We start from the raw sequence: 20,463 nt of genomic DNA, 5'->3' as shown, positions 1-20,463 counted from the left end.
CAACAGAAAAGCGCGCGGCAACAATCTTGACTTAGAAAATCGGAATAGTTCAGGATAACGGCATGAGGCTTGCCTTGATCCTCCTGACGTCGGCGCTCCTGGGTCAGAGCCAGGCTGCTCCCCTGGACGGCGTCAAGACCTATCTGGAGAGCAAACTGCGCGTGCAGGAGGCGGGAACCGCTCAGCTCGTACAGGGTGCCGACCGGTACTACGCGCTTGCCAAAGCGGCCAACTTCGACTACCGCCGGGTCGCGCATCTCCCGCAGACCCGCGCGGCCCTCCAGACGGCCCGCGCCGGATGGATCAAGGCCAGCCCAGCCTACGAGGACATCGAAGGCATCGTGGCCGGAGTGGACGCCCTCAGCGACTTTGACCTGATTCTGGATGCCGGCACCAGCGCCGCCGAGGGCGGAGAGAACGTGGTGCCCTTTGATCTGAAGCTGCCCAACGGGAAAGTCTTGCCGCGACCCGGCAACCTCTTCGGCGTCAACGAGGCCGCGCTGTGGGGCACGGTCAAGGCCTTTGGCACCGGCGTAGCCTACGACGTGGACGGCAATGGAACGCTGGACTTCGGGGACCAGTTGCCCGACGCGAACGTCCTGAAAGCCGCCGCCGCCGAGCTGCACCGCCAAACCGGGGCCCTGCGGCAGGCGGCGGCCCGCTGGACGCCTACCCGTGCCGACGTGTTTGGAGCGTTGGTGGCGAATGTGCCCACGGTGGGCCCCGTGTTTTTTGAGAATTGGAAAACCAGCCGCTTCGTGCTTGGCGGGCAAAGCCGCCGCACTGACTTCGTGGTGATCTCGCGCCTCGCGGACCTCGCCGGCAATGTGCGCTCCTGGCAGGTGATGTACGCGGGCCTCAGCCCCGCCGTCAAGGGCCGGAGCCCGGCGCTTGATGCCCAGATCGGGGCGGGGCTGAGGGACCTGGCCGCCTTTGTGAGCCGCCTGGTGGTGCAGGAACGGCAGCGGCGTTTCACGCCCGAGCAGGCCGAGACCCTCCAGGCCGAGGCGCAGGACCGCGCCACGGCAATCACCGGCCGCCTCACCCAGGCCGCCGCGCTGCTGGGCATCAAGGTCGAGTGATGGGGCGTTTCCTGCGCGCCGCCGCCTGGACCTTGGCCTGCGGCCTCGCCGGTGCCCAGGCCGCCGACCTCGCTCCCCCCGCCGAGACGCTGCGCGCCAAGCTTGCCGAGGCACAGATTGAGGTTACCTTTGACCGTGCCCGTGCCGCCGAGCTGGTGGGAGAGGCGGAGCGGGCCGCGGCTCGCCTCCTTCCTTCCATCCGCGAGGTAAACCCGGCGGCGGCGCGAGCGGTGCAAGCCGCTCTGAAAGGGGCAAAGCGCGCGGTCCGCAGCGGAGACGAAACAGCCCTCGCCGCCGCCCGTGCCCACGCCTGGACGGGGGTGCTTGCCGGAACCTATGCCGGTCTGGAGCGCAGTGTGAGGAGCGGCGACGCGGACGAGGCGCGGGGCTGGCTGGCCGCTCGCGAGTTTCGCACCGCCAGCGCCTTGACCCGCCTGAGCACCGACGCGACCGAGGCCGTGGAGGCGCTGGACGCCGGCAGGCTGACCCCGCAAGCGGCCCTGGCCGCCGTGCGCGCCGACGTGCTCGACGGCTATCAGGCGCGGCTGAGCGAGGCGCTGCGCGAACTGGAGACCGCGCAGGCCCGCGGGTGGCGCACCCGCAGCGCCGAGCAGGCCGCGTTGGCGCAGGGCTACTTCACCCTGCTGGCCCCCGCCTACCGCGCCCAGCGGGGGGAAACGCGGCTGGAGGCCGTACAGGCGGACCTCGCCGCCTTGCCTGCCAGCCTGAAGCGCGTGCAAGCCGACCTGGAGGGCTTTCGCGCGGCCCCCCTCTCGCCCGCCGAGGTCAAGGCGCGGGCGGGGCAGGTCACGCGGTTTCTCGCGCTGGTGCCGGTGGAATACGGACGCGGCGTGAAGCTGAGCGGCGCGGCGGCGGTCGTCAGCAGTGACCTGGAAGTGACCGAGGCCCGCACCTTTCTGAGCGGCGCGAACGCTGCCTTGGCTGACCTCGCGCCGCTGCTGCCAAAGGAAACAGACGTCAAGGCCCTTCAGGCCGGGTTCGCGGGGCTGGAGGCGAGCCTGGCGCGCGCCGCCGCCCATCGGGACGCCCCCACGCCCAGCCAGATCGAGGCGGACGTCAAGGCACTGCTGGACCGGGTGCGGGCGGCTTTCCCCGCCGCCTGGCAGGCCCATGACGCGAACGCCGACCTGGGCGTTATCCGCACGCAGCTCAGCGCCGTGGTCGCCGCGGCCGAGGCGGGTGACTGGGCCGCTGCCGAAACAGCCCGGCTGGACGCGTACGCCCTCCTGGAAAGCGGCGCCGAAGCCCGCATCGCGGTGTTCGCCCCCGACCTCAAACTGCGGCTGGAGAATCTCTTCTGGAATGGCCAGCACCCGGATGGCCTCGCCCGCCTGATCCGTGAGCGTGCCGACGTCGCTCGTTTCCGCGAGTCACGCGCCGCACTCGAAGGAGCCCTTAAGGAAACCGCCGAGGCGCTGGGGACCGAGGTCGCGCCCGCCGCCGCCGCGACGAACGCGGGCGTGATCGTGTTCCGCGAGGGCTTGGAGGCAGTGCTGATCCTGGCAGCGCTGATGGGCAGCCTGCGCCGACCAGAAGTGCGCCACCTGCGCCGCCCGATGTGGCTGGGGGCACTGGGCGCCCTGGCCGCGACCGCCGCTACCTGGTTCGTGCTGAGCGGCACCCTGGGCCTCTTTGCCCGCTACGGCGAAAAGCTGGAGGCGGTCGTCAGCGTCATCGCCATCGGCGTGCTGCTCCTGATCATGAACTGGTTCTTCCATCAGGTGTACTGGACCGACCGCATGGCCGCCTTCCAAAAGCAGAAGCACGGCCTCACCACCGGCAGAAGCCCCCAGCTCGCCCAGTGGATTGGCCTTGTGGTGCTGGGTTTTACCTCCATCTACCGCGAGGGCTTCGAGACGGTGCTCTTCCTGCAGTCGTTGGTGCTGCAGTCGGGCACCGTGCCCGTCCTGACCGGTACCGGCCTGGGCGTGCTGAGCGTGCTGGGCGTGGGCGTGCTGGTGTTCGCCCTGCAGGCCCGCCTGCCGATGAAGAAGCTGCTGGTCTGGACCGGCATGATGATCTGCGCCGTGCTCGCCGTGATGGTGGGCAACACGGTGCACGTCCTGCAACTGGTGGGCTGGTTCCCGGTTCACCCGCTGGGCACGGCCTTCCCCTCGTGGGCGAGCCTGTGGCTGGGCCTCTATCCCACCTGGGAAGGGCTGGTGGCGCAGGTCGTCGCGGTGGTCGCCGTCGTCGGCAGCTACTTCGCCGCCGAGGGCCTCAAGGCCCGGCAACTGGAAGCCCGCCGGCGCGAGGCGCGGGAGGCGGCGACCACTTCCGGCTGAAGGCTGGCACGCCCGATCTCAGCGTTCTCGCACCGGCGCCCCCAACACCTCGCGCCCGCCCAGGTAGGGCCGCAGCGCCTCCGGCACGCGTACCGTCCCGTCCGCCTGCTGGTGATTTTCGAGGAGGGGCACCAGGATGCGTGGCGTGGCGATCCCGGTGTTGTTCAGCGTGTGGGCATACACCAGCTTGCCGCTCTCGTCGCGGTAGCGCAGGCCGGTGCGCCGGGCCTGCCAGTCACCCAGGTACGAGCAGGAGTGCGTCTCGCGGTACTTCCCCTCGCTGGGGACCCAGGTCTCGATGTCATACATAAGGACTTTGCCGGCCCCCATATCGCCAGTGCAGTTCTGCACGACGCGGTAGGGGAGTTCGAGCGCCCGCAGGATGCCCTCCGCGTTCTCCAGGATGATCCCGAACCAGCGCAGCGCCTCGGCCTCGTCGGCCCGCGTCATCACGTACTGCTCGACCTTGCGAAACTCGTGAACGCGGATAAGCCCCCGCACGTCCCGGCCCGCCGACCCGGCCTCGGAGCGGAAAGCCGCGCTGATCGCGGCATAGGCGACGGGAAGCTGTTCCAGGGCGAGCTGCTCGCCCGCGTACAGGCTGTTGACCGGCACCTCGGCGGTTCCGGCCAGCATCAGCTCTTCACCCTCGATCTTGTAGACCTGATCCTCGCCACCGGGAAAGTGCCCGGAGCCCACCAGGGTTTCTGGACGCACCAGGGCCGTGGTGCTCAGGGGCGTCAAGCCGCGCTCGCGCAGGAAGTCCATCGCCAACATCAGCACGGCCATCTCCAGCAGCACGGCGTCGCCCTTGAGGAGATAGGAGCGGCTGCCCGAGACCCGCGCCACCCGTTCGGGGTCCGCCCAGCCCTGACGCTCCAGAAGCTCAACGTGGTCAAGGGGCGTAAAGGAGAACACGGGCGGCTGTCCCTCGCGGCGCAGTTCGACGTTCTCGCTGTCGTCCCGGCCGACCGGCACGCTGGGATGCGGAATGTTGGGCACGCGCAGCAGCAGTTGCCGAAGCTGATCCTCATGGGCACGAAGCTGGGGTTCGAGGGCCTTGATGTCTTCCGAGAGGTCCTTGCCCTTCTGAATCAGGCGTGGCCGTTCCTCAGGTGTCGCCTGCGGCACCCGCTTGGCGTTCGCGTTGCGCTCGGTCTGGAGGGCCTCCACCCGCTGCCGCAGCTCGACGAGTTCGCGGTCGAGGCGCAGCAGCTCAGCGAGATCGAGGTCCACGCCCTTGACCTCGATGGCACGCTGCACCGCCTGTGGGTTCTCGCGGATGAACTTGAGGTCGAGCATTACTCGGCCTCCACGGTGCGGGGCACGCGGACGAAGCCGCCTTCCATCTCGGGAGCGAGGGCCGCCACGACCTCGGGAGAAAACACCTCGCCGGGCTCGTCTTCCCGCAGCACGTTCACGAGGGCCACCGGCCGCTGCATCTCCTCAACGCCGTTCGTGTCCACGGCGCTGAGCTGCTCGAAGTACCCTAGGATACGGTTGAGGTCCGCGAGCATGCTCCGGCGTTCTTCCGGCGTGAGTTCCAGCCGCGCGAGGCGCGCGAGGTGCTCGACTTGGGCCGCGTCAATCATAAGCAGGAGTATACGGGCGACCTGAACGCGAACTCATGCAGCGTCAGGAGCGGCGGGCCAGGCTGGGGCATGCCCCTGAAGCTGCTGTTGACCCTTGCCCTCACTGGAGCTGGCCTGGCTTCCGCCATCAGCGTGAATGATATTCCCGCGCTGCCGCCCGGCGTCACGGCCCCCCCACCCCGTTCGGTTCCCGTGACGCCCGCCCCGGTCACGCCCAGCGCTCCTGTCACGCCGCCCGCCTCCAGTACCGTGGGGCCTTCCAGCCTGCCGGTTGGCCCCGCCCTAGGACAGCCGCACCGGGCCACACTTGTCGGCCCCTCCAGCCTGGTACGAGGCACGGCGGGCACCTGGACGCTGCAACTCACGAACACCGGAGAGACCCCTATTCACCTGGAACACGGTGCGTGTGACCTCAAGTTCGAGGTGCTCAACGCGGCTGGGGAGATTGTGCGGCCCGCCGTGACCAATACCATCTGCACCCAGCAGCTGGTGATCACCGACGTGGCCCCCGGCGAGACGGAGGACGTGCTGAGTCTCCGCTGGGATGGCCGGGACGCGAGCGGCCGTCCCCTTCCTGCCGGCACCTATACGCTGCGCGCGGCCTTTTGGGACCGTTCGGTGAGTCTGCGCCCGCCCGCCGTGACGGTGACGCTGCGCTGATCAGCCGCCCATCCGCCTTTTGCCGGATGCAACTGCTCATCCCGCTGGCGCGTACTGTGAGGCATGAGTGCGGATAAGCCCGGCCCCCTGACGCCCCCCGAAGCGCTGCTGCACGCGCCGGAGCCCGTACCCACGGTGCAGCGGCAGGACGCGCCCGAAATGGTGCCCCTCTCCCCCGAAGACCGCGCTCGGCTCGACCAACTGGCCCGCGCCTTTGTGGAGGACGTGCTGCAAGCCGGCACCCATAGTCCTCAGTTCAGGCGCAAGCTGGAGGCCATCCATGACCTGGGCGTTCCCGAACAGCGTGCGGCGGCGCAGGTGTCGAGCCGCATGCTGGAACGTCCCCTGCGGGCGACAAAAGCCGGGGCCCTCGCGGAGGGCAGCGAGATCCTCAGGGGCCTCACCGACCTGCGGCGCACCGTAGAGGACCTGGACCCCAGCCGCACGCCGACCATGCGGGGGTTTTTGGGAAAGCTGCCGGGCGGCCGCCGAGCCGTGAACGCGCTGGACCGTTACCAGAGCGCGCAGGGACACCTGAATGCCATCTTGGAGACGCTCTACCGCTCGCAGGACGAGCTGCGGCGCGACAACGCCAGCATCGAGACGGAAAAGGTCCATCTCTGGGAGACGATGCAGAAGCTGCGTCAGTACGCGCACGTGGGCCAGGCGGTGGACGAAGCCCTGACCCAGCGGCTGCACGAGCTGGAAGCCACCGACCCCGAAAAGGCCCGCGTCGTCCGCGAGGAACTGCTGTTCGCCGTGCGCCAGCGCGTAACGGACCTCCTGACGCAGCTCGCGGTGAGCATTCAGGGGTATCTCGCGCTCGACCTGGTGCGGCGCAATAACCTGGAACTCATCAAGGGGGTAGACCGGGCGACGACCACCACTGTGAGCGCCCTCAGGACCGCCGTTATGGTCGCGCAGGCCCTGGGCACGCAGCAGGCGGTGCTGGGGCAGATCACGGCCCTCAACGACACGACCGGGCGCATGATCGGCTCGACGGCCAGCCTGCTGCGGCAGCAGTCCACCGAGATTCAGCGCCAGGCGGGCAGCGCCACGGTGGACCCGCAGATTATTCAGGCCGCCTTCCGCGAGGTGTACGGCGCACTCGACGCGATCAGCACCTACCGCACCCAGGCCCTCGACCGCTTTCAGGAGACCATCGAGGTGCTGGGCCGCGAGGTCAACGGGGCGCAGACCTACCTCGACCGCGAACGGCAAAACGCCGCGCGGGAAGTCGCGCAGGGGCTCAGCGTGACCGAGAAGGGGGACCTGAAGCTTTAAAGGCCTGTGGAGACGGAAGCGGAAAGTCCTGGCTTTCGCCCGCCGGCAGCCACGCCTCTTTCTGAGCTCACTGCCAAAAGCCCATGAAGCGAACCCGGGTGGCAGCGCCCAGCTGCAACGCCGACAATCGGCATGAGGTTCGCCATGCCCCAGAACCGCTTTTATGACCGCCGGGACGCGGGACGACAACTCGCGGCCCGGCTCCGCTCGCTCCACGACTGGCCGGAGACCACCGTGCTCGCGCTCCCACGCGGCGGCGTGCCGGTGGCCTATGAGGTCGCCCGTGCGCTGCGAGCTCCACTGGACGTGTTTCTCGTCCGCAAGCTGGGCCTGCCGGGCTACGAGGAGGTGGCGATGGGGGCCATCGCGTCGGGCGGCGTGCGGGTGCTGAATGAGGACCTGGTGCGCCGAGCGGGAGTGACGCCAAGCGCCCTAGCCGCCGCCGAGGAGCGCGAACAGGCAGAACTTGCCCGGCGCGAGAGGACCTACCGCGAGGGACGGGCCGCCACGCCTGTTGCCGGCCAGACGGCCCTGCTGATCGACGACGGCGTAGCGACCGGAGCGACGCTGCGTGCGGGCCTCCAGGCCCTGCGCGCCCTCTCCCCCACCCGGGTGGCGGTGGCCGTGCCGGTGGCCCCACCCGAGGTTTGCCGCGCCCTGCGAGGGGAGGCCGACGAGGTGGTATGCCTGCTCACCCCGCCGGACTTTATGGCCGTGGGGCAGTTCTATGTGGACTTTCACCAGACGACCGACGAGGAGGTGCGCGACCTCCTGACGCGCGCCGCCTCCCCCAAAAGCGAGGCGTGAACATATGGCACACCCTGAAGCGGACCTGATCCGGGCCCTGCGCGAGGTGGCCCGGCCCCTGACCGGAGCCTCACGGGACTACGACGCCCTCTTGGAACGCATCAGCACTGCGCGTTTCGTGTTGATCGGCGAAGCCTCCCACGGTACCCACGAGTTCTACCGGGAACGGGCGCGGCTCACCCGGCGCCTGATCGAGGAAAAGGGCTTCACGGCGGTCGCGGTGGAGGCCGACTGGCCCGACGCCTACCGCGTCAACCGCTACGTGCGCGGCGGGAGTGGGGACAACAACGCGCAGGAGGCTCTGGGCGACTTCCAGCGCTTCCCGAAGTGGATGTGGCGCAACGAGGACGTGCAGGACTTCGTGGAGTGGCTGCGTGTTCATAACGAGCGGCATCCAGAACGAGCCGTCGGGTTTTACGGCCTGGATCTCTACAGCCTGCACCGCTCTATGCGGGCGGTGATCGAGTACCTCGAGGACGTGGACCCGGCAGCGGCGCAGCGGGCACGGCAACGGTACGCCTGCTTCGAGCAGTTCGGGGAAAACCCGCAGGCGTACGGCTACGCCACCGAGTACGGGCAGCGCGAACCCTGCGAGGACGCCGCCGTACAGCAGTTGCTGGAACTCCAGCGGCGGGAAGCGGAGCTCAGCCAGGGCCCGCTTGCCGAAGACGAGCATTTCTTCGCGGAACAAAATGCGCGCCTGGCCCTGAACGCCGAGAACTACTACCGAGCGATGTTCCGGGGCCGCGACGAGTCTTGGAATATCCGCGATACCCACATGGTGGAGACCCTCGAAGCGCTCGTGCAGCACGGCGAGGCGCGGGGCCGCCCGCAACGGGTGGTGGTGTGGGCGCACAACTCGCACCTCGGTGACGCCCGTGCCAGCGAGATGAGCTGGCGACAGGGTGAACTCAACCTGGGGCAGCTCACGCGCGAGCGCTGGCCGGAAGAAACCTTTCTCCTGGGTCAAAGCACCGACCACGGCACCGTCACCGCCGCCGACAATTGGGACGAGCCTGCCCGCACCAAACGCGTGCGCCCCGGCCTGCCCGGCAGTGTAGAAGACCTGCTGCACCGGGTCGGAGGCAACTTCTGGCTGGACCTGCGTGAGCAGAACGCGGCGACAGACGGCCTGCGCGACGAGCGGCTGCAACGCTTCATCGGGGTGATCTACCGGCCGGACACCGAGCGCTGGAGCCACTACGTTCACACCCGGCTCAGCGATATGTACGACGCCCTGCTCTATTTTGACGAGACAAGCGCCCTGGTGGCGCTGGACGCGACTCCCGGGGACGAGGAGGAAGAGGTGCCGGATACCTACCCCGCTGGCCTGTGAGGGTTGCCTCTGGGCCATCTCCACGCCCCCTTCTCAAGGAGGCGTGGTCTTCTTTTCATCCCCCGCAGGCTCTGACCCGGAAGACTGGCGGTGAGTTTTCCCCTCACCCCGGTTTTCTTTGCGAAATTTGCGAAAGGTTGGTTGTACATGTCGCCACGCCCGTGCAGTCGTCGCTTCGCTTTCCTGCTCCTGGCGCTCGGCCTGAGCGCTGTAGCCCCCGCCCAAACAGGCCCCTTCCCCGCCGAACGGTTCAGCTTCCGCCCAGCGGCATTCAACAGCGTCACGCCACCGGGGTACACCCCCGACAACGGGCTTCCCTACGACGAGGCCCGCGGCTACGGCTGGATTACGGAAACAAGTGCTCGCAGCGCCGCTCCGGTCCCCTTCAATGCCACCCCGAACACCCGCAACCGGCGCGGCAGCCCCGACGTCTCCACCTCCTTGGAAGAGCTCCGGGCGACCCTGATTCACCTGCAATGCGCCAACATCTGCACGCTGCCACACATCCCGACGAACGTGGCCTGGCAGCGCAGGGTCCCCAACGGCACCTACACCGTCACTGTGGGTGTGGGTGACCCCAGCCGCATGGCCTTTACCAGCGGTCCCTCCCGCCACACGATCAACGTGGAAGGCGTTCCCCTGATCGACCGTTTCGAGCCAACGGTCGAAACCCCCTTTCGGCAGGCGACGGGGACGGTGACGGTCTCGGACGGCCTCCTGACGGTGGACGCCATCGGCGGCACAAACACGAAGCTCAACTTCATTGAGATCACCCGCGTGCCGTAGCCCGGCCCGCGGTTCAGCCGCCGCGCGCCTCCACCTCCGCCTGTTTCTCGCCCCAGGCTTCCAGCCTCGCTGTCAGCTGCGTCTCCAAAGCGTGGGCAGCCCGTCCCAGGGTCACGAAATCGGCGTTGGGCGGGGCCGCCGCGAGAGCGGCCTGCGCCTCCAGAAGTTCAGCCTCCAGGCGGGCGATCTCGGCTTCCAGGGCCTCGACCTCGCGTTTGAGGTGCCACAGGCTCTTGCCCTTGGGCGCGGCGGGCCTGGAGACGGGTTTGGCCTCGGCACGGACCTCCTCGGCCGGTATGGGGCGGTGCTTGGCCCGGTAGTCCGCCCAACCGGGGTACTCGTAGAACTGGCCGTCCTCCAGGAGCCAAACCCGGTCGGCGAGGCCCTCGATCAAGGCTCGGTCGTGGCTCACCATCAGCAGCGTGCCGGTATAGGCGGTGAGCGCGTCTTCTAGCGCCTCCACCATCTCCATATCGAGGTGGTTGGTCGGCTCGTCGAGGACGAGGAGGTTGTGGTCCTCCTGCGCGAGCTTGAGCAGGGCAAGGCGGGCCCGTTCGCCGCCCGAAAGAATCCGGGCAGGCTTATCGTGCTGGTCGTAGGGAAAGAGAAAGGTGCCCAGCAGGGTATGGGCTTCGGTGTCCTTTTCGACGTACTCGCGGGCCACGTCGTAGAGGGTCTGCTCGGGATCCACGCCACGCAGGGCCTGGTCGTAGTAGCCCACGCTCACCCGAGCTCCGGTCAGCACGCGGCCACGTGGGTCGTCGCTCGGCGTGAGGCCCAGCAGGGTCCGCAGCAGGGTGGTCTTCCCAGCCCCGTTGCGCCCGATGATCGCCACCCGGTCCCCTCGGCGCAATTGGACGTTCACATCCCGGAAAAGGGAACGCCCGCCGAGCGCCCTGGTGAGGTGGCGGGCGTCGAGCACCACCTCGCCGCTTTCGGGCGCGTGGAAGGTGATCCGGGTGGTGCGTTCCTCGGGCGGGGGGGCCGCGGTGGCACGGGCCTGCATGCGGTCCACTCGGGCCTGCATGGCCCGGGCGCGCCGGGCGAGCTTGCTCATGCCCAGGCCCCAGAGTTTCATGCGGTCGGCGCTCGCCTGCAGGGCAGCAATCGCCTTTGCGTCCTGCTCGAAGCGGGCGGCCTGCTGTTCGAGTTCGGCGTCCAGCGCCGCGCGGAAGGTGGTGTATCCACCGGGGTACACCCTCAGCGTGCCGCCCCGCAGGTAGGCCGTCTCGTTCGTCACCGCGTCGAGAAAGGCGCGGTCGTGGCTGATCACGAGCACGGCACCGGGATAACGGCTCAAGAAGCCCTCCAGCCACTCCACCATCACGATGTCGAGGTGGTTGGTGGGCTCGTCGAGCAGCAGCACGTCGGGGTTCTCGACGAGCAGCGCGGCCAGAGCGAGGCGGGTGCGCTCGCCGCCGGACAAGCCCGCGACTGGGTCATGCTCACGGCCCCGAAAGCCGAAAGCGAGGGTCACCGCCTCCTTGCGGCTGCGGCGCTCGAAGCCGCCCCGACGCGCGTAGTGCTCCAACACCTCCTCGTGCCTCAGCACGCTCTCGGGAGTGCCGTCCGCCATCGCCTCCGCAGCGGCGGCGAGTTCGGCCTCTAGGGCGTCGAGGTCGTGAAAGGCAGCCTCCAGCACGCTGTCGACCGTGGCCCCCTCAGGAAAGACCGGGTCTTGGGTGAGGGCGCGCACGCGCACACCGGGTGCCCGGCGGACCGTCCCGCTGTCCGGCAGCACCTCGCCGGTCAGCAGCCGCAGCAGGGTGCTTTTGCCCGCCCCGTTGCGGCCTACGAGCCCCACACGGTCACCAGGCTGAACCTGAAGGGTCACCCCGGACAGGACGGTGAGCGGCCCGTACTCTTTGGTGGCGTCCTGAACGGCAACAAGCACGCTCCGCAGTATACGTTCCCCTTTTCCCTATACACTGAGGCAATGAGCGCCACTGCCTCTCCGTGGCTGCCCGCCGCCCGAAGCCGCTCGTGGTCCCCTTGCCTGGCCCTCACCGCGCTGCTCCTCCTGGCCGGGACGCTCGCCCGTGCCCAGAGTTCGCCCCTCAAGGCGCAGCAGGTGCAGGGCCGCGCCGAGGTGCTCCAGGGGGGCGCGTGGCGGCCGGTCAGCAGGGCCGTGCCTGTGGCGCAGGGGTTGCGAACCGGAGCGGGCCAGGTCTGGCTGACCAGCACCCGTGAAGGACAGACGGGCCGCATCCTGGCTGGGCCGGACTCGCGCCTGCGTGTCTTCAGGGGCGAAGCGGACCTCCAGGGCGGCCGGTTCCTGCTTGTGGGGCCGGTCGCCGCCTACGTGCTGGGGCATCACCTGGTGCTCGAACGGGACAGCCAGGCCCGAGTGGACCTCATGGCCAGCGGAACGCCACGGCGGGTGGCGGTGCTGGCGGGAAGCGGGCGGCTGGCGCTGGGAACGCGCGTGCTGCGCCTGGGGGCCGGGCAACAGGTCAACCTGGGGAGCGGGGCGGTCTCGGCCTACAGCGAGGGGGATCCGTGGTATGCGCCGCAGTTTACGGGCGTGGGCTCCGTGACCGTAGAGGCCACGCGCGGCCCGGTCTACCTCGCTCGCGGGGGCACCCGGCAGATCGCCAAAGTCGGAAGTCTTCTGCAGCTTGGCGAGCGCCTTCAGACGGGAGAGGGGGCATGGGCGGAGGTGGGCTTGGCGGGGGGCGGCTACCTGCGCCTCCAGGCGGGCAGCGAACTGAGCGTTGTGGGCAGCACACGCACCCCTCGCGGACAGGAGGTCACCTTGCAGCTCACCCGCGGCAATGCCTGGAATGTCGTCCGCGGCAGCGGGAGCGGCACGCCTCTGGTGGGGAGTGCCCTGCGCGGCAGCACGTTTCTGCTGGGCGTGAACGGAGTCACCAAAACCTTTGGGCCGAGCACGGTCCCTGCCCCCCCCAGCAGCGCGGGGGCCGGCGGCCTCAACCGGCCCCTCGATGCGGAGCTAGAACAGCCCCTGACCCTCCAGCTGGCGGCTCCCCCCCGCCTCACACGCACCCTGACGCTGAGCGTGACCAGTCTGCCCAACGCCCGCGTGACTGCCCAGGTGGGCACTCGCACCTTCCCGCTCAGCCCGGTTACCGGCGCGGCAGGTCAGTTCCGATTGTCGCCCACCTCGCTGGCCGAAGGCCGCCATACTGTGGTGGTGCGGGCCGAGTGGCGCGGGCAGGTGCGCACCCGGACACTGCGGGTCGTGATCGACCGCACGCCCCCCACCCTGGGCAACCTGCGCGCCGAACGGAGCGGCAATGTGCTGCTGGTGGGCGGCACGGCGCGCGACGAGGGGACAGCAGCCGCCGGAAGCCGCCTGACCGTCACGGTGGAGCTGGGACCGGAGCGCTTTCGCCGCACGGTCAGACCGAACGGCGAGGCGGGGGACTTTCAGTTGACGCTGCCCGCACCTACGCCCGGAACTCCGGTGCGCCTGACGGTGTCGGACGAGGCGGGAAATGAGGCGCATGCGGTCCTCCCCTGAGCGCCCCCTGACGCGGGCCATGCTGGTGCTGGCGGTCCTGCTCGGGGCCGCGCTAGGGCTGCTGTTTCCCAACAATGACCGCCTGTGGGACGCTCTGAACCAGGCGCTTCCCAGCCCGCCTGATCCGCGCGTGGTCGTGGTGGGGATCGATGACGCTTCCCTGCGGGATTACGGCCCGCTGTCTGGTTGGCCCCAAGGCCTCTACGCCCAGGCGATGCGCACCCTCGACGAGGCGGGGGTACAGACCATCGGCCTGGACGTCCCCCTCTCCGAACTCGCGCGGCGCGAGCCGGGGCTGGCAGAGGTCTTTTCCCGCCCCAACGTGGTGCTTGCCCTTCCCCCGGGCGAGACGCTGGACCTGCCCCCAAGCTGGCGAGCACAAACCGGGGTCAGCGGCCTTGCGGCTGGGCCGGGGGGGCGTGTCCGCACCTTCCAAACCGCTTACGAGCACGGCAACGGCCGCTTGGTCCCCTCCTTCGTGCGGCAGCTTGCCACGAGTGCGGGGCAGCCCGTGCCGCTTGATCCCACCCCCCGGCTGCTGCGCCACATCCGCAGTGACCCCAACCGACTGGGCGTGATTCCCTTTCGCGACGTGGTGAACGGCAACGTTCGCTTCGGGGACCTTCAGGGCCGGGTGGTGCTGATTGGCCTGACCGCCCAGGACCACCCCAGCGCTCAGAACGCGGCGGGCCAGCCCACCCCCGCCATCCTCCTCCAGGCACAGGCGGTGTCCACCCTGCTGGGCGCGCCGTTTCTGCGCTTGCCGCTGTGGCTGACGGTACTGCTGTGCGTGCTGGCCGCCGCCTTGGCGGTGCTCACACGCGGCCTGTGGGGCTTTGTGATCGCGCTCCTGGCCCTCGCTTTGGCCGCGCCGCTTTGGCTGGTGAACGTGCTGTTTCCCGGCGTGACCGTCTCGGTCGCTGCGGTCCTAGGCACCGCTCTGGTCGGCTTAGAACGCTGGTGGACGCTGCGCAACCTGGGCACCCGCGATCCCCTCACCGGCTTCGGCAACCGCCTGGCCTTTACCCGCGCGGTCGAGCACCGCTGGCCGGGCCGTGCGGGCCGCCCCATCGGTCTGCTGCTGGTGGACCTCAGCGGCTTCCGCAGGGTGAATGAGACCTATGGCCGCGCCGCCGGAGACGAGGTGCTGCGCGATCTGGCTGCCCGCCTGCAGGCGCACAAGCGCCGCGGCGACGTGGTGTTTCGCTGGGGCTCCGACGAGTTCGCCGTGCTGCTCGACAACACCGGGCCGCAGGAACTCGCCCGCATCACCGAAGCGACGCGGCAAATCCTCGAAGGCCTCCAGTACCGCGACCTGCCCCTCCGCGCGAGCATCGGCGGCGCCACCACCGGCCCGGAGATCCGCACCGCCACCGAGCTGATCGAGGCCGCCAGCCGCAACCGCTACCGAATGAAGTACCAGCGGGAACAGGGGGAGAACTGATCCTCCCCGCACATCACAAAGCGCCCCTCTCCTACCTTCCCGCCAGCAGCTCCCAGAACGCGGGATTCGCCGCCCAGCCGTACCAGAGGTTGGGGAGGATGCCCAGCACGGTGACCCCCACCACGCCAAGAGCGACGGTGAGGGTGGTTGCTCTGCGCTCGCCGTGCGGGTACTCGCGGGCCGGAGTGCGGTCGGGCATGAACATCAGCATGCCGGGGCGCAGGTAGTACACCAGGGCGACGACACTGGCGAGGGCCGCGAGCACCGAGAGCCACACGTACCCGTTTTGCAGGGCCGCCTGGAACACCAGGTACTTGCCGAAAAATCCTGCAAAGGGCGGCAGACCTGCCAAGGACGCGAGGCACACCGCGAGGGCCGCCGCATACGCCGGGTGACGGTAGTACAGCCCGCGCAGGTCGCCTATCCCCATGCCCGCCTCGGTGCGTTGCAGCGCAGCGACGACCGCAAAGGCCGCAGCGGTCATCAGGGTGTAGATCAGCAGGTAGTACGTGAGGGCTGCCCCTCCTTGAGCCGGGGTGCCCAGCAGGCCCAGGGCCAGGAAGCCGGTGTGCGCCACCGCCGAGTAGGCCAGCAGCCGCTTGAAGTTGGTCTGGAAAAGCGCGGCGGCATTGCCCACAATCAGGGTAAAGGCGATCAGCACCTGAAGGACAGAGGCCCAGCCCGGCGCGTTCTGAAGCGCTCCGCCGAACACGCGCAGCATGCCCGCAAAGGCGGCGACCTTGACCACCGTGCTGAGGAAGAGGCCGATGCTGGTGGGCGCGCCGCTGTAGACGTCCGGCGTCCACTGGTGGAAGGGGGCCAGCGCCACCTTGAACCCAAAGCCCGCGAGCAGCATCAGCGCTCCACCCACCAGGATCGCCAGATTTTGCGGCGTAAGCCCCGCTGCACGTTCCGCGATCCCGACGTAATTCAGGCTGCCGGTCGCGCCGTACACCAGAGCGATGCCGTAGATCAGGATGGCGCTGCCTGCCGCGCCCAGCAGAAAGTACTTCAGGCCGGATTCCTCGGCGGGGCGCGAGTCCTGTAGGGTGGCGAGGACGTAGCCGCTGAGGCTCATGATCTCCAGGCCGATCAGGAGGGTGATCAGGTCGCCGGAAAAGGCGATCAAGAGCGTGCCGGTGACCGCGTACATCAGCATCGCGTCGAACTCCGGAAAGCTGACGCGAGCGCGGTAGGCGGTGTCGAGGCTCACCAGCAGGGTCATCGCGCTGCCGATCAGGAGGATGAGGCCCAGCAAAAGAGCCGCGTTGTCGGCCCGCAGGGAACCGCCAAACGCGGTTGCCCCGCTGTTCCAGAGGTATCCCATGCTGACTCCACTCAGCGTCAGCATCACGAGGTTGATGATCGTCAGGGCGCGCCGGGGCAGAGAGAAGCCCAGCACGGTGCTGGCCACGGCCCCCGCCAACACGATCAGGATGGGCAGCATGGGGGCAAGGGCGACATCAGGGACTTGCAGCATCTATTGGCCCCCCAGGGTAGCGAGGACGCCGCGAACGGCGGGCTGAATGAGGTTTAAGGCGGGCGCAGAGTACACGCCGAACAGCAGGGCGACCGCCAGCGGCAACCCCAGCACCAGCCACTCGGTGTGCCGCAGGTCCCAGACCCGCACCGCTCCCAATGGGCGCCCCCCCCAAAAGGTGTGCTGGAAGGCGGTCAGGGCATAGGCGGCAGCCGCGATGCTGGAGAGGGCCGCGATCAAGGTCAGCCAGGGCTGCACCTGGTATGCGCCCAACAGTACGCTGAACTCTCCGATAAACCCGGCCAGGCCGGGCACCGCGATGGAGGCAAACCAGAGCACCAGCGTCATACCGCCCAGCGCGCCCGCCTGCGTCATCACGCCGCCGACTTGGGTATGAACGCTCCCCACGCGCTCCTGAAGCATCCCAACCGCCAGGAACAGCGCGCCCGTATACACGTTCTGGAAGGCGAGCAGGTACATCGCGCCGATGAGGGCCGTCTCGTTCAGCGAAAAGACGCCTAGCCCCACCAGGCCCATGTGGGAGAGGCCCGCGTAGGCCAGAAGCCGCTTCCAGTCCGTCTGCCGGAAGGCGATCCAGGCCGCATACAGGGCGGTCAAGGCGGCCAGACCCATCAGGAGGGGGCGAAGTTGTTCGGAAGCGTCGGGGAAAAGCGGCAGGCCAAACGTAAAGATGCCGTAGCCGCCCACCTTGTAGAGCGTGCCCATCACGTCCGGCACGCCGCTGTCGTGGTTCTGCTCGTGAAAGTCCGGAAGCCAAGCATGCAGCGGCCACAGCGGCAGCTTGACGGCCATCGCTGCCAGGAAGCCCAGGTACAGCCAGGTCTGAGTGGCGCCCTCCACCGGGTACCGCACCAGGTCCGCCAGCGCAAAGGTCGGGCTGCCCCCGTAGAACTTCACGCCGATGATGGAGAGCAGCATGAGGAGGCTGCCAAACAGCGTATACGCCGCAAACTTCACCAGAGCGCGCATGCGGTTCGTCTTGCCGTAGATCGCCAGCATCAAGAGCGCGGGCAGCAGCGCGTCCTCGAAAAACACGTAGAACAGCACCAGGTCGCGGGCCGCAAAGATACCGATCAGCCCCGTCTCCATCGCCAGCACAAGCGAAAGCATCGTGCCGGGATTCTCTATCCGCCGCGCGGCGTACAGCACGGCGATCAACGACATCAAGGCGGTGATCAGCGCCAGCGCGAGGCTCACGCCGGTGAGGGCCACCGAATAGGTGACGCCCAGCGCTGGAATCCAGTTCACGCTGAAGAGGTCTGCGCCCCCGCCGCGCCAGATCAGCAGGCCCAGCCCCAGCGTGAGGGCCGCGAAAAATCCAGCCACCTCCTCCCGCCAGCGTCGGGGCGTGGCGAGCAGCAGCAGGCTCCCCAGCAGGGGCAGGAAAATCATCAGGTGAATCACGCGCCGCCTCCAATCGTCCTCAGGGCCCAGTAGCCCAGGATCAGCGCTGTTCCAAGCAACATCGAGACGGCGTAGGCCCGCACGAACCCGTTTTGCCAGGCGGCAAAGAGGCCACCGGGCGCGACGCTGTTGCGTGCCAGCCCCCCCAACGCGCCGTCTACGCCCCGGTCCACCGCGTCGAGACCATCGGCGATGGCCCGGCTCGGCAGGCTCAAGAGGCTGTCGTAGAGGCGATCGAGGTACAGTGCCTGCGTGCTGACGCGGCCCAGCGGCCCCTGTGCCAGAACGCGGCGGCGGTGTTCGGCATAAGCCCACAGCAGCCCGCCCACCCCGGCAGCGACGGCCAGCAGGGTCAGCAGCCATTCGGTCGCCACCGGAATCTCGTGCGCGTGCACGGGCAGCGCGCGGCCCAGGTAGGTGTCAAAGGCGTGCCCGCCGCCCAGGAAGGAGGGGACGTTCAGAAACCCGCCCAACGTGGCGAGCGCCGCGAGGATGCCCAGCGGTACCCGCATCAGCCCGTCGGCCTCGTGCGGGTGGGCGACGTGACCCCGGTACTCACCGCGCCAAACCAGGAAGTACCAGCGGCCCATGTAGTACGCGGTCAGCAGCGCCACGCCCAGCCCGATCACGTAGAGGGGCGGGCTGGCGGTGAAGGCGGCGGCCAGAATCGCGTCCTTGGAGAAAAAGCCGCTCCAGATTGGAATCCCGGCGATGGCAAGGACGCCCAGCAACGCGGTGACGTGCGTCAAGGGCATGAATTTCCGCATGCCGCCCATCGCGCGCACGTCCTGTTCCTCGTGCAGGGCGTGAATCACCGCGCCCGCCGCAAGGAACAGCAGCGCCTTGAAAAAGGCGTGGGTGAGCAGGTGAAACACCCCTGCCGAGTAGGCGTGCAGACCCACCGCCAGGAACATGTAGCCGAGCTGCGAGACGGTGGAGTACGCCAGGATCTTCTTGATGTCGTGCTGGTTGAGGGCCGACAGCGCCCCGTACAGCGCGGTCAGGCCGCCAACCCAGGCCACCCAGGTGGAGGCGGTCGGCGCGAGGTCGTACAGGAAATGGCTGCGGGCGATCAGGTACACGCCCGCCGTGACCATCGTGGCCGCGTGAATGAGCGCCGAGACGGGCGTAGGGCCAGCCATCGCGTCGGGCAGCCAGGTGGTGAGGGGCAATTGACCGCTCTTGCCCACCGCGCCCACAAGCAGGAACAGGCAGGCGAGTTCGATCCCGGCAACGGCGACCTGCGCACCCTCCACCCGCTCCAAGAGTTCGGGAATCGAGAGGGTACCGTAGAGCCGGTAGATCAGGAACATGCCCAGCATGAACCCCAGGTCCCCGATGCGGTTCATGATGAACGCCTTGCGGGCCGCGTTGGAGTTGGCCAGCCCCTCGCGGTCGCTGGCCGCGCGCAGGTCACGGTCCGACGCCTCCGAATGGCGCCCGCCGAACCAGAAGCCGATCAGGAGGTAGGAGGCCATGCCCACCCCCTCCCAGCCCACAAACATGAGGGGATAGGAGTCGGCGAGCACCAGGATCAGCATCATGCCCACGAAGAAGTTCAGGAACGCAAAAAAGCGCGTGAACTTCGGGTCGTGGCCCATATAGCTGACCGAATAGACATGAATGAGGAAGCCGACGCCGGTGATGATCAGGGCCATCAGGGCGCTGAGCTGGTCGAGGTAGAAGCCCACCGCGAGGTTGGCGTTCAGCGCCATATTGGGGAGCCAGGTCCACAGCACCTCGTGGGCCGGGGTGTCGGTCTGCCCGAGGAAACGCGCGACGGCGACGACGAAACTCGCGAGCACGGTGAGGGAACCCAGCCCGCCTGCCAACCGCCCCGGAAAGAGGCGTGGGAACAGGATCAGCAGGGCGAACCCGATCAGCGGAAAGAGAGGAAGCAGGTACAGGGGCACGCGCCACTCAGCCTTTCAGGGTGGCGAGGTCGTCCACGTTGGTCGTCTCGCGCTTGCGGAAGATGGACACGATGATGGCCAGGCCGATCGCCACCTCGGCGGCGGCCAGGGTCATCACGATAAAGACGGCGGTCTGCGCGGTCAGGTCGCCCCAGGAGCGGGCAAAGGCCACCAGAGCGAGGTTCGCCGCGTTCAGCATCAGCTCCACCGAGAGAAAGACCATGATCGCGGTGCGCCGCGTGAGCACGCCGATCATGCCGATGGCAAAAAGGAGCCCGGACAGGGCGACGTAGTAGGCGGTGGGAGCCATCAGGCACGCCTCCTCTCCGCTGCGGGCTGGAGGTCGGGGGAAGTCGGCAGCGCCACACCTTCCGCATCGGTCACCCCGTCGGGCTGCGGCACCGGCCGTTTAACCAGCGCCACCGCGCCCACAATGGCGACAAGCAGCAGAATGCTCACGGCTTCGAAGGGAAGCAGGAAGCGTGTCAGCAGCACCTCGCCGACCGGTCCGGCTCCGCCGCCACGCAGCGCCGCTGCCCCCTCGCTGAGCGGACGGGGATCACGGTACGTCAAGGCCAGCACCGCGAGGGCTCCGGCAAGCACCACTCCGCCGATCCCGGCGAGCTCGCGCACAAACGGCACCGGGTCGCGTCCCCTGACCGGCGCATTCGCGTTCAGCAGCATGATCACGAACAGGAACAGCACCATCACGGCCCCCGCGTACACGATCACCTGCGCCGCCGCCAAAAAGGACGCGCTTAGGCTCGCGAAGAGCCCGGCCACGCTCAGCAGCGTGCCCACCAGCCCCAGCGCGGCGTGAACCGCATTCCGCGCCGCCACGGTGATCACCGCACCCACCAGGGC

17 protein-coding genes (1 of these 17 only partly in view) are annotated in these 20,463 nt (G+C 68.6%); 9 read left to right on the top strand and 8 right to left on the bottom strand.

Annotated features, from left to right (window positions below; genetic code table 11):
• Nucleotides 1-62 precede the first annotated feature (62 nt).
• Entirely contained in the window at nucleotides 63-1,082 is a 1,020-nt protein-coding gene (locus tag EI73_RS01655; protein WP_034383514.1) for an imelysin family protein, read from the top strand.
• Nucleotides 1,082-3,388, top strand: a complete 2,307-nt coding sequence (locus EI73_RS01650; protein ID WP_034383511.1) for an FTR1 family protein — start codon at nucleotides 1,082-1,084, stop codon at nucleotides 3,386-3,388. The genes EI73_RS01655 and EI73_RS01650 overlap by 1 nt, the downstream gene beginning before the upstream one ends.
• 18 nt (nucleotides 3,389-3,406) lie before the next feature.
• Here EI73_RS01650 and serS read toward each other — a convergent pair whose 3' ends face one another.
• Both serS and gatC read right to left on the bottom strand, forming a co-directional pair.
• On the bottom strand, nucleotides 3,407-4,690 hold the full coding sequence (serS, locus tag EI73_RS01645; protein ID WP_034383508.1) for a serine--tRNA ligase: 1,284 nt from the start codon (nucleotides 4,688-4,690) through the stop codon (nucleotides 3,407-3,409).
• Nucleotides 4,690-4,980 (bottom strand): Asp-tRNA(Asn)/Glu-tRNA(Gln) amidotransferase subunit GatC, encoded by a 291-nt coding sequence (gatC, locus tag EI73_RS01640; RefSeq protein WP_034383505.1) that lies wholly within the window; start codon nucleotides 4,978-4,980, stop codon nucleotides 4,690-4,692. The genes serS and gatC overlap by 1 nt, the downstream gene beginning before the upstream one ends.
• Before the next feature lie 69 nt (nucleotides 4,981-5,049).
• Between gatC and EI73_RS01635 the strand changes: the two genes are divergently transcribed.
• From EI73_RS01635 to EI73_RS01615, 5 genes are all read left to right on the top strand, one after another.
• Nucleotides 5,050-5,640, top strand: coding sequence for a FlgD immunoglobulin-like domain containing protein (locus EI73_RS01635; RefSeq protein WP_034383502.1), 591 nt, complete (start codon nucleotides 5,050-5,052; stop codon nucleotides 5,638-5,640).
• A gap of 63 nt (nucleotides 5,641-5,703) precedes the next feature.
• On the top strand, nucleotides 5,704-6,924 hold the full coding sequence (locus EI73_RS01630; RefSeq protein WP_034383499.1) for a toxic anion resistance protein: 1,221 nt from the start codon (nucleotides 5,704-5,706) through the stop codon (nucleotides 6,922-6,924).
• Between the two features lie 144 nt (nucleotides 6,925-7,068).
• On the top strand, nucleotides 7,069-7,731 hold the full coding sequence (locus EI73_RS01625) for a phosphoribosyltransferase (RefSeq protein WP_051935373.1): 663 nt from the start codon (nucleotides 7,069-7,071) through the stop codon (nucleotides 7,729-7,731).
• Between the two features lie 4 nt (nucleotides 7,732-7,735).
• A complete protein-coding gene (locus EI73_RS01620) occupies nucleotides 7,736-9,067 on the top strand; it encodes an erythromycin esterase family protein (protein WP_034383494.1) in 1,332 nt (443 codons plus the stop codon).
• A 147-nt stretch (nucleotides 9,068-9,214) separates the two neighbouring features.
• On the top strand, nucleotides 9,215-9,853 hold the full coding sequence (locus tag EI73_RS01615; RefSeq protein WP_156103434.1) for a hypothetical protein: 639 nt from the start codon (nucleotides 9,215-9,217) through the stop codon (nucleotides 9,851-9,853).
• 13 nt (nucleotides 9,854-9,866) lie between these two features.
• Here the strand turns inward: EI73_RS01615 and EI73_RS01610 are convergent, their stop codons facing one another.
• Complete coding sequence (locus tag EI73_RS01610; protein ID WP_034383490.1) at nucleotides 9,867-11,747, bottom strand: ABC-F family ATP-binding cassette domain-containing protein; 1,881 nt, start codon at nucleotides 11,745-11,747, stop codon at nucleotides 9,867-9,869.
• A gap of 42 nt (nucleotides 11,748-11,789) precedes the next feature.
• Between EI73_RS01610 and EI73_RS01605 the strand changes: the two genes are divergently transcribed.
• On the top strand, nucleotides 11,790-13,337 hold the full coding sequence (locus EI73_RS01605; protein WP_051935372.1) for a hypothetical protein: 1,548 nt from the start codon (nucleotides 11,790-11,792) through the stop codon (nucleotides 13,335-13,337).
• Nucleotides 13,321-14,781 (top strand): diguanylate cyclase, encoded by a 1,461-nt coding sequence (locus tag EI73_RS01600; RefSeq protein WP_034383487.1) that lies wholly within the window; start codon nucleotides 13,321-13,323, stop codon nucleotides 14,779-14,781. The genes EI73_RS01605 and EI73_RS01600 overlap by 17 nt, the downstream gene beginning before the upstream one ends.
• A gap of 31 nt (nucleotides 14,782-14,812) precedes the next feature.
• Here the strand turns inward: EI73_RS01600 and EI73_RS01595 are convergent, their stop codons facing one another.
• The 5 genes in view from EI73_RS01595 to EI73_RS01575 are tightly spaced (at most 7 nt apart) and all read right to left on the bottom strand, a layout consistent with a single transcriptional unit that may run on beyond the window.
• Nucleotides 14,813-16,261 (bottom strand): NADH-quinone oxidoreductase subunit N, encoded by a 1,449-nt coding sequence (locus EI73_RS01595; RefSeq protein WP_034383484.1) that lies wholly within the window; start codon nucleotides 16,259-16,261, stop codon nucleotides 14,813-14,815.
• Nucleotides 16,262-17,686 (bottom strand): NADH-quinone oxidoreductase subunit M, encoded by a 1,425-nt coding sequence (locus EI73_RS01590; protein WP_034383481.1) that lies wholly within the window; start codon nucleotides 17,684-17,686, stop codon nucleotides 16,262-16,264.
• Complete coding sequence (gene nuoL / locus EI73_RS01585; protein ID WP_034383479.1) at nucleotides 17,683-19,599, bottom strand: NADH-quinone oxidoreductase subunit L; 1,917 nt, start codon at nucleotides 19,597-19,599, stop codon at nucleotides 17,683-17,685. Before nuoL ends, EI73_RS01590 begins: the two co-directional genes overlap by 4 nt.
• Before the next feature lie 7 nt (nucleotides 19,600-19,606).
• Nucleotides 19,607-19,909 (bottom strand): NADH-quinone oxidoreductase subunit NuoK, encoded by a 303-nt coding sequence (gene nuoK, locus EI73_RS01580; protein ID WP_034383476.1) that lies wholly within the window; start codon nucleotides 19,907-19,909, stop codon nucleotides 19,607-19,609.
• A protein-coding gene (locus tag EI73_RS01575; RefSeq protein WP_034383474.1) for an NADH-quinone oxidoreductase subunit J crosses the window boundary here: on the bottom strand, nucleotides 19,909-20,463 show its 3' portion. It continues 30 nt past the right edge of the window; 555 of the gene's 585 nt are visible here — the last part of the coding sequence; its start codon lies off the right edge, out of view; the stop codon is at nucleotides 19,909-19,911. Before EI73_RS01575 ends, nuoK begins: the two co-directional genes overlap by 1 nt.

Origin of the sequence: Deinococcus sp. YIM 77859 (genome assembly GCF_000745175.1) — a bacterium.
Lineage (GTDB): Bacteria > Deinococcota > Deinococci > Deinococcales > Deinococcaceae > Deinococcus.
Note: the sequence above shows the minus strand (reverse complement) of the source record. Positions and strands in the feature narration are given on the sequence as shown.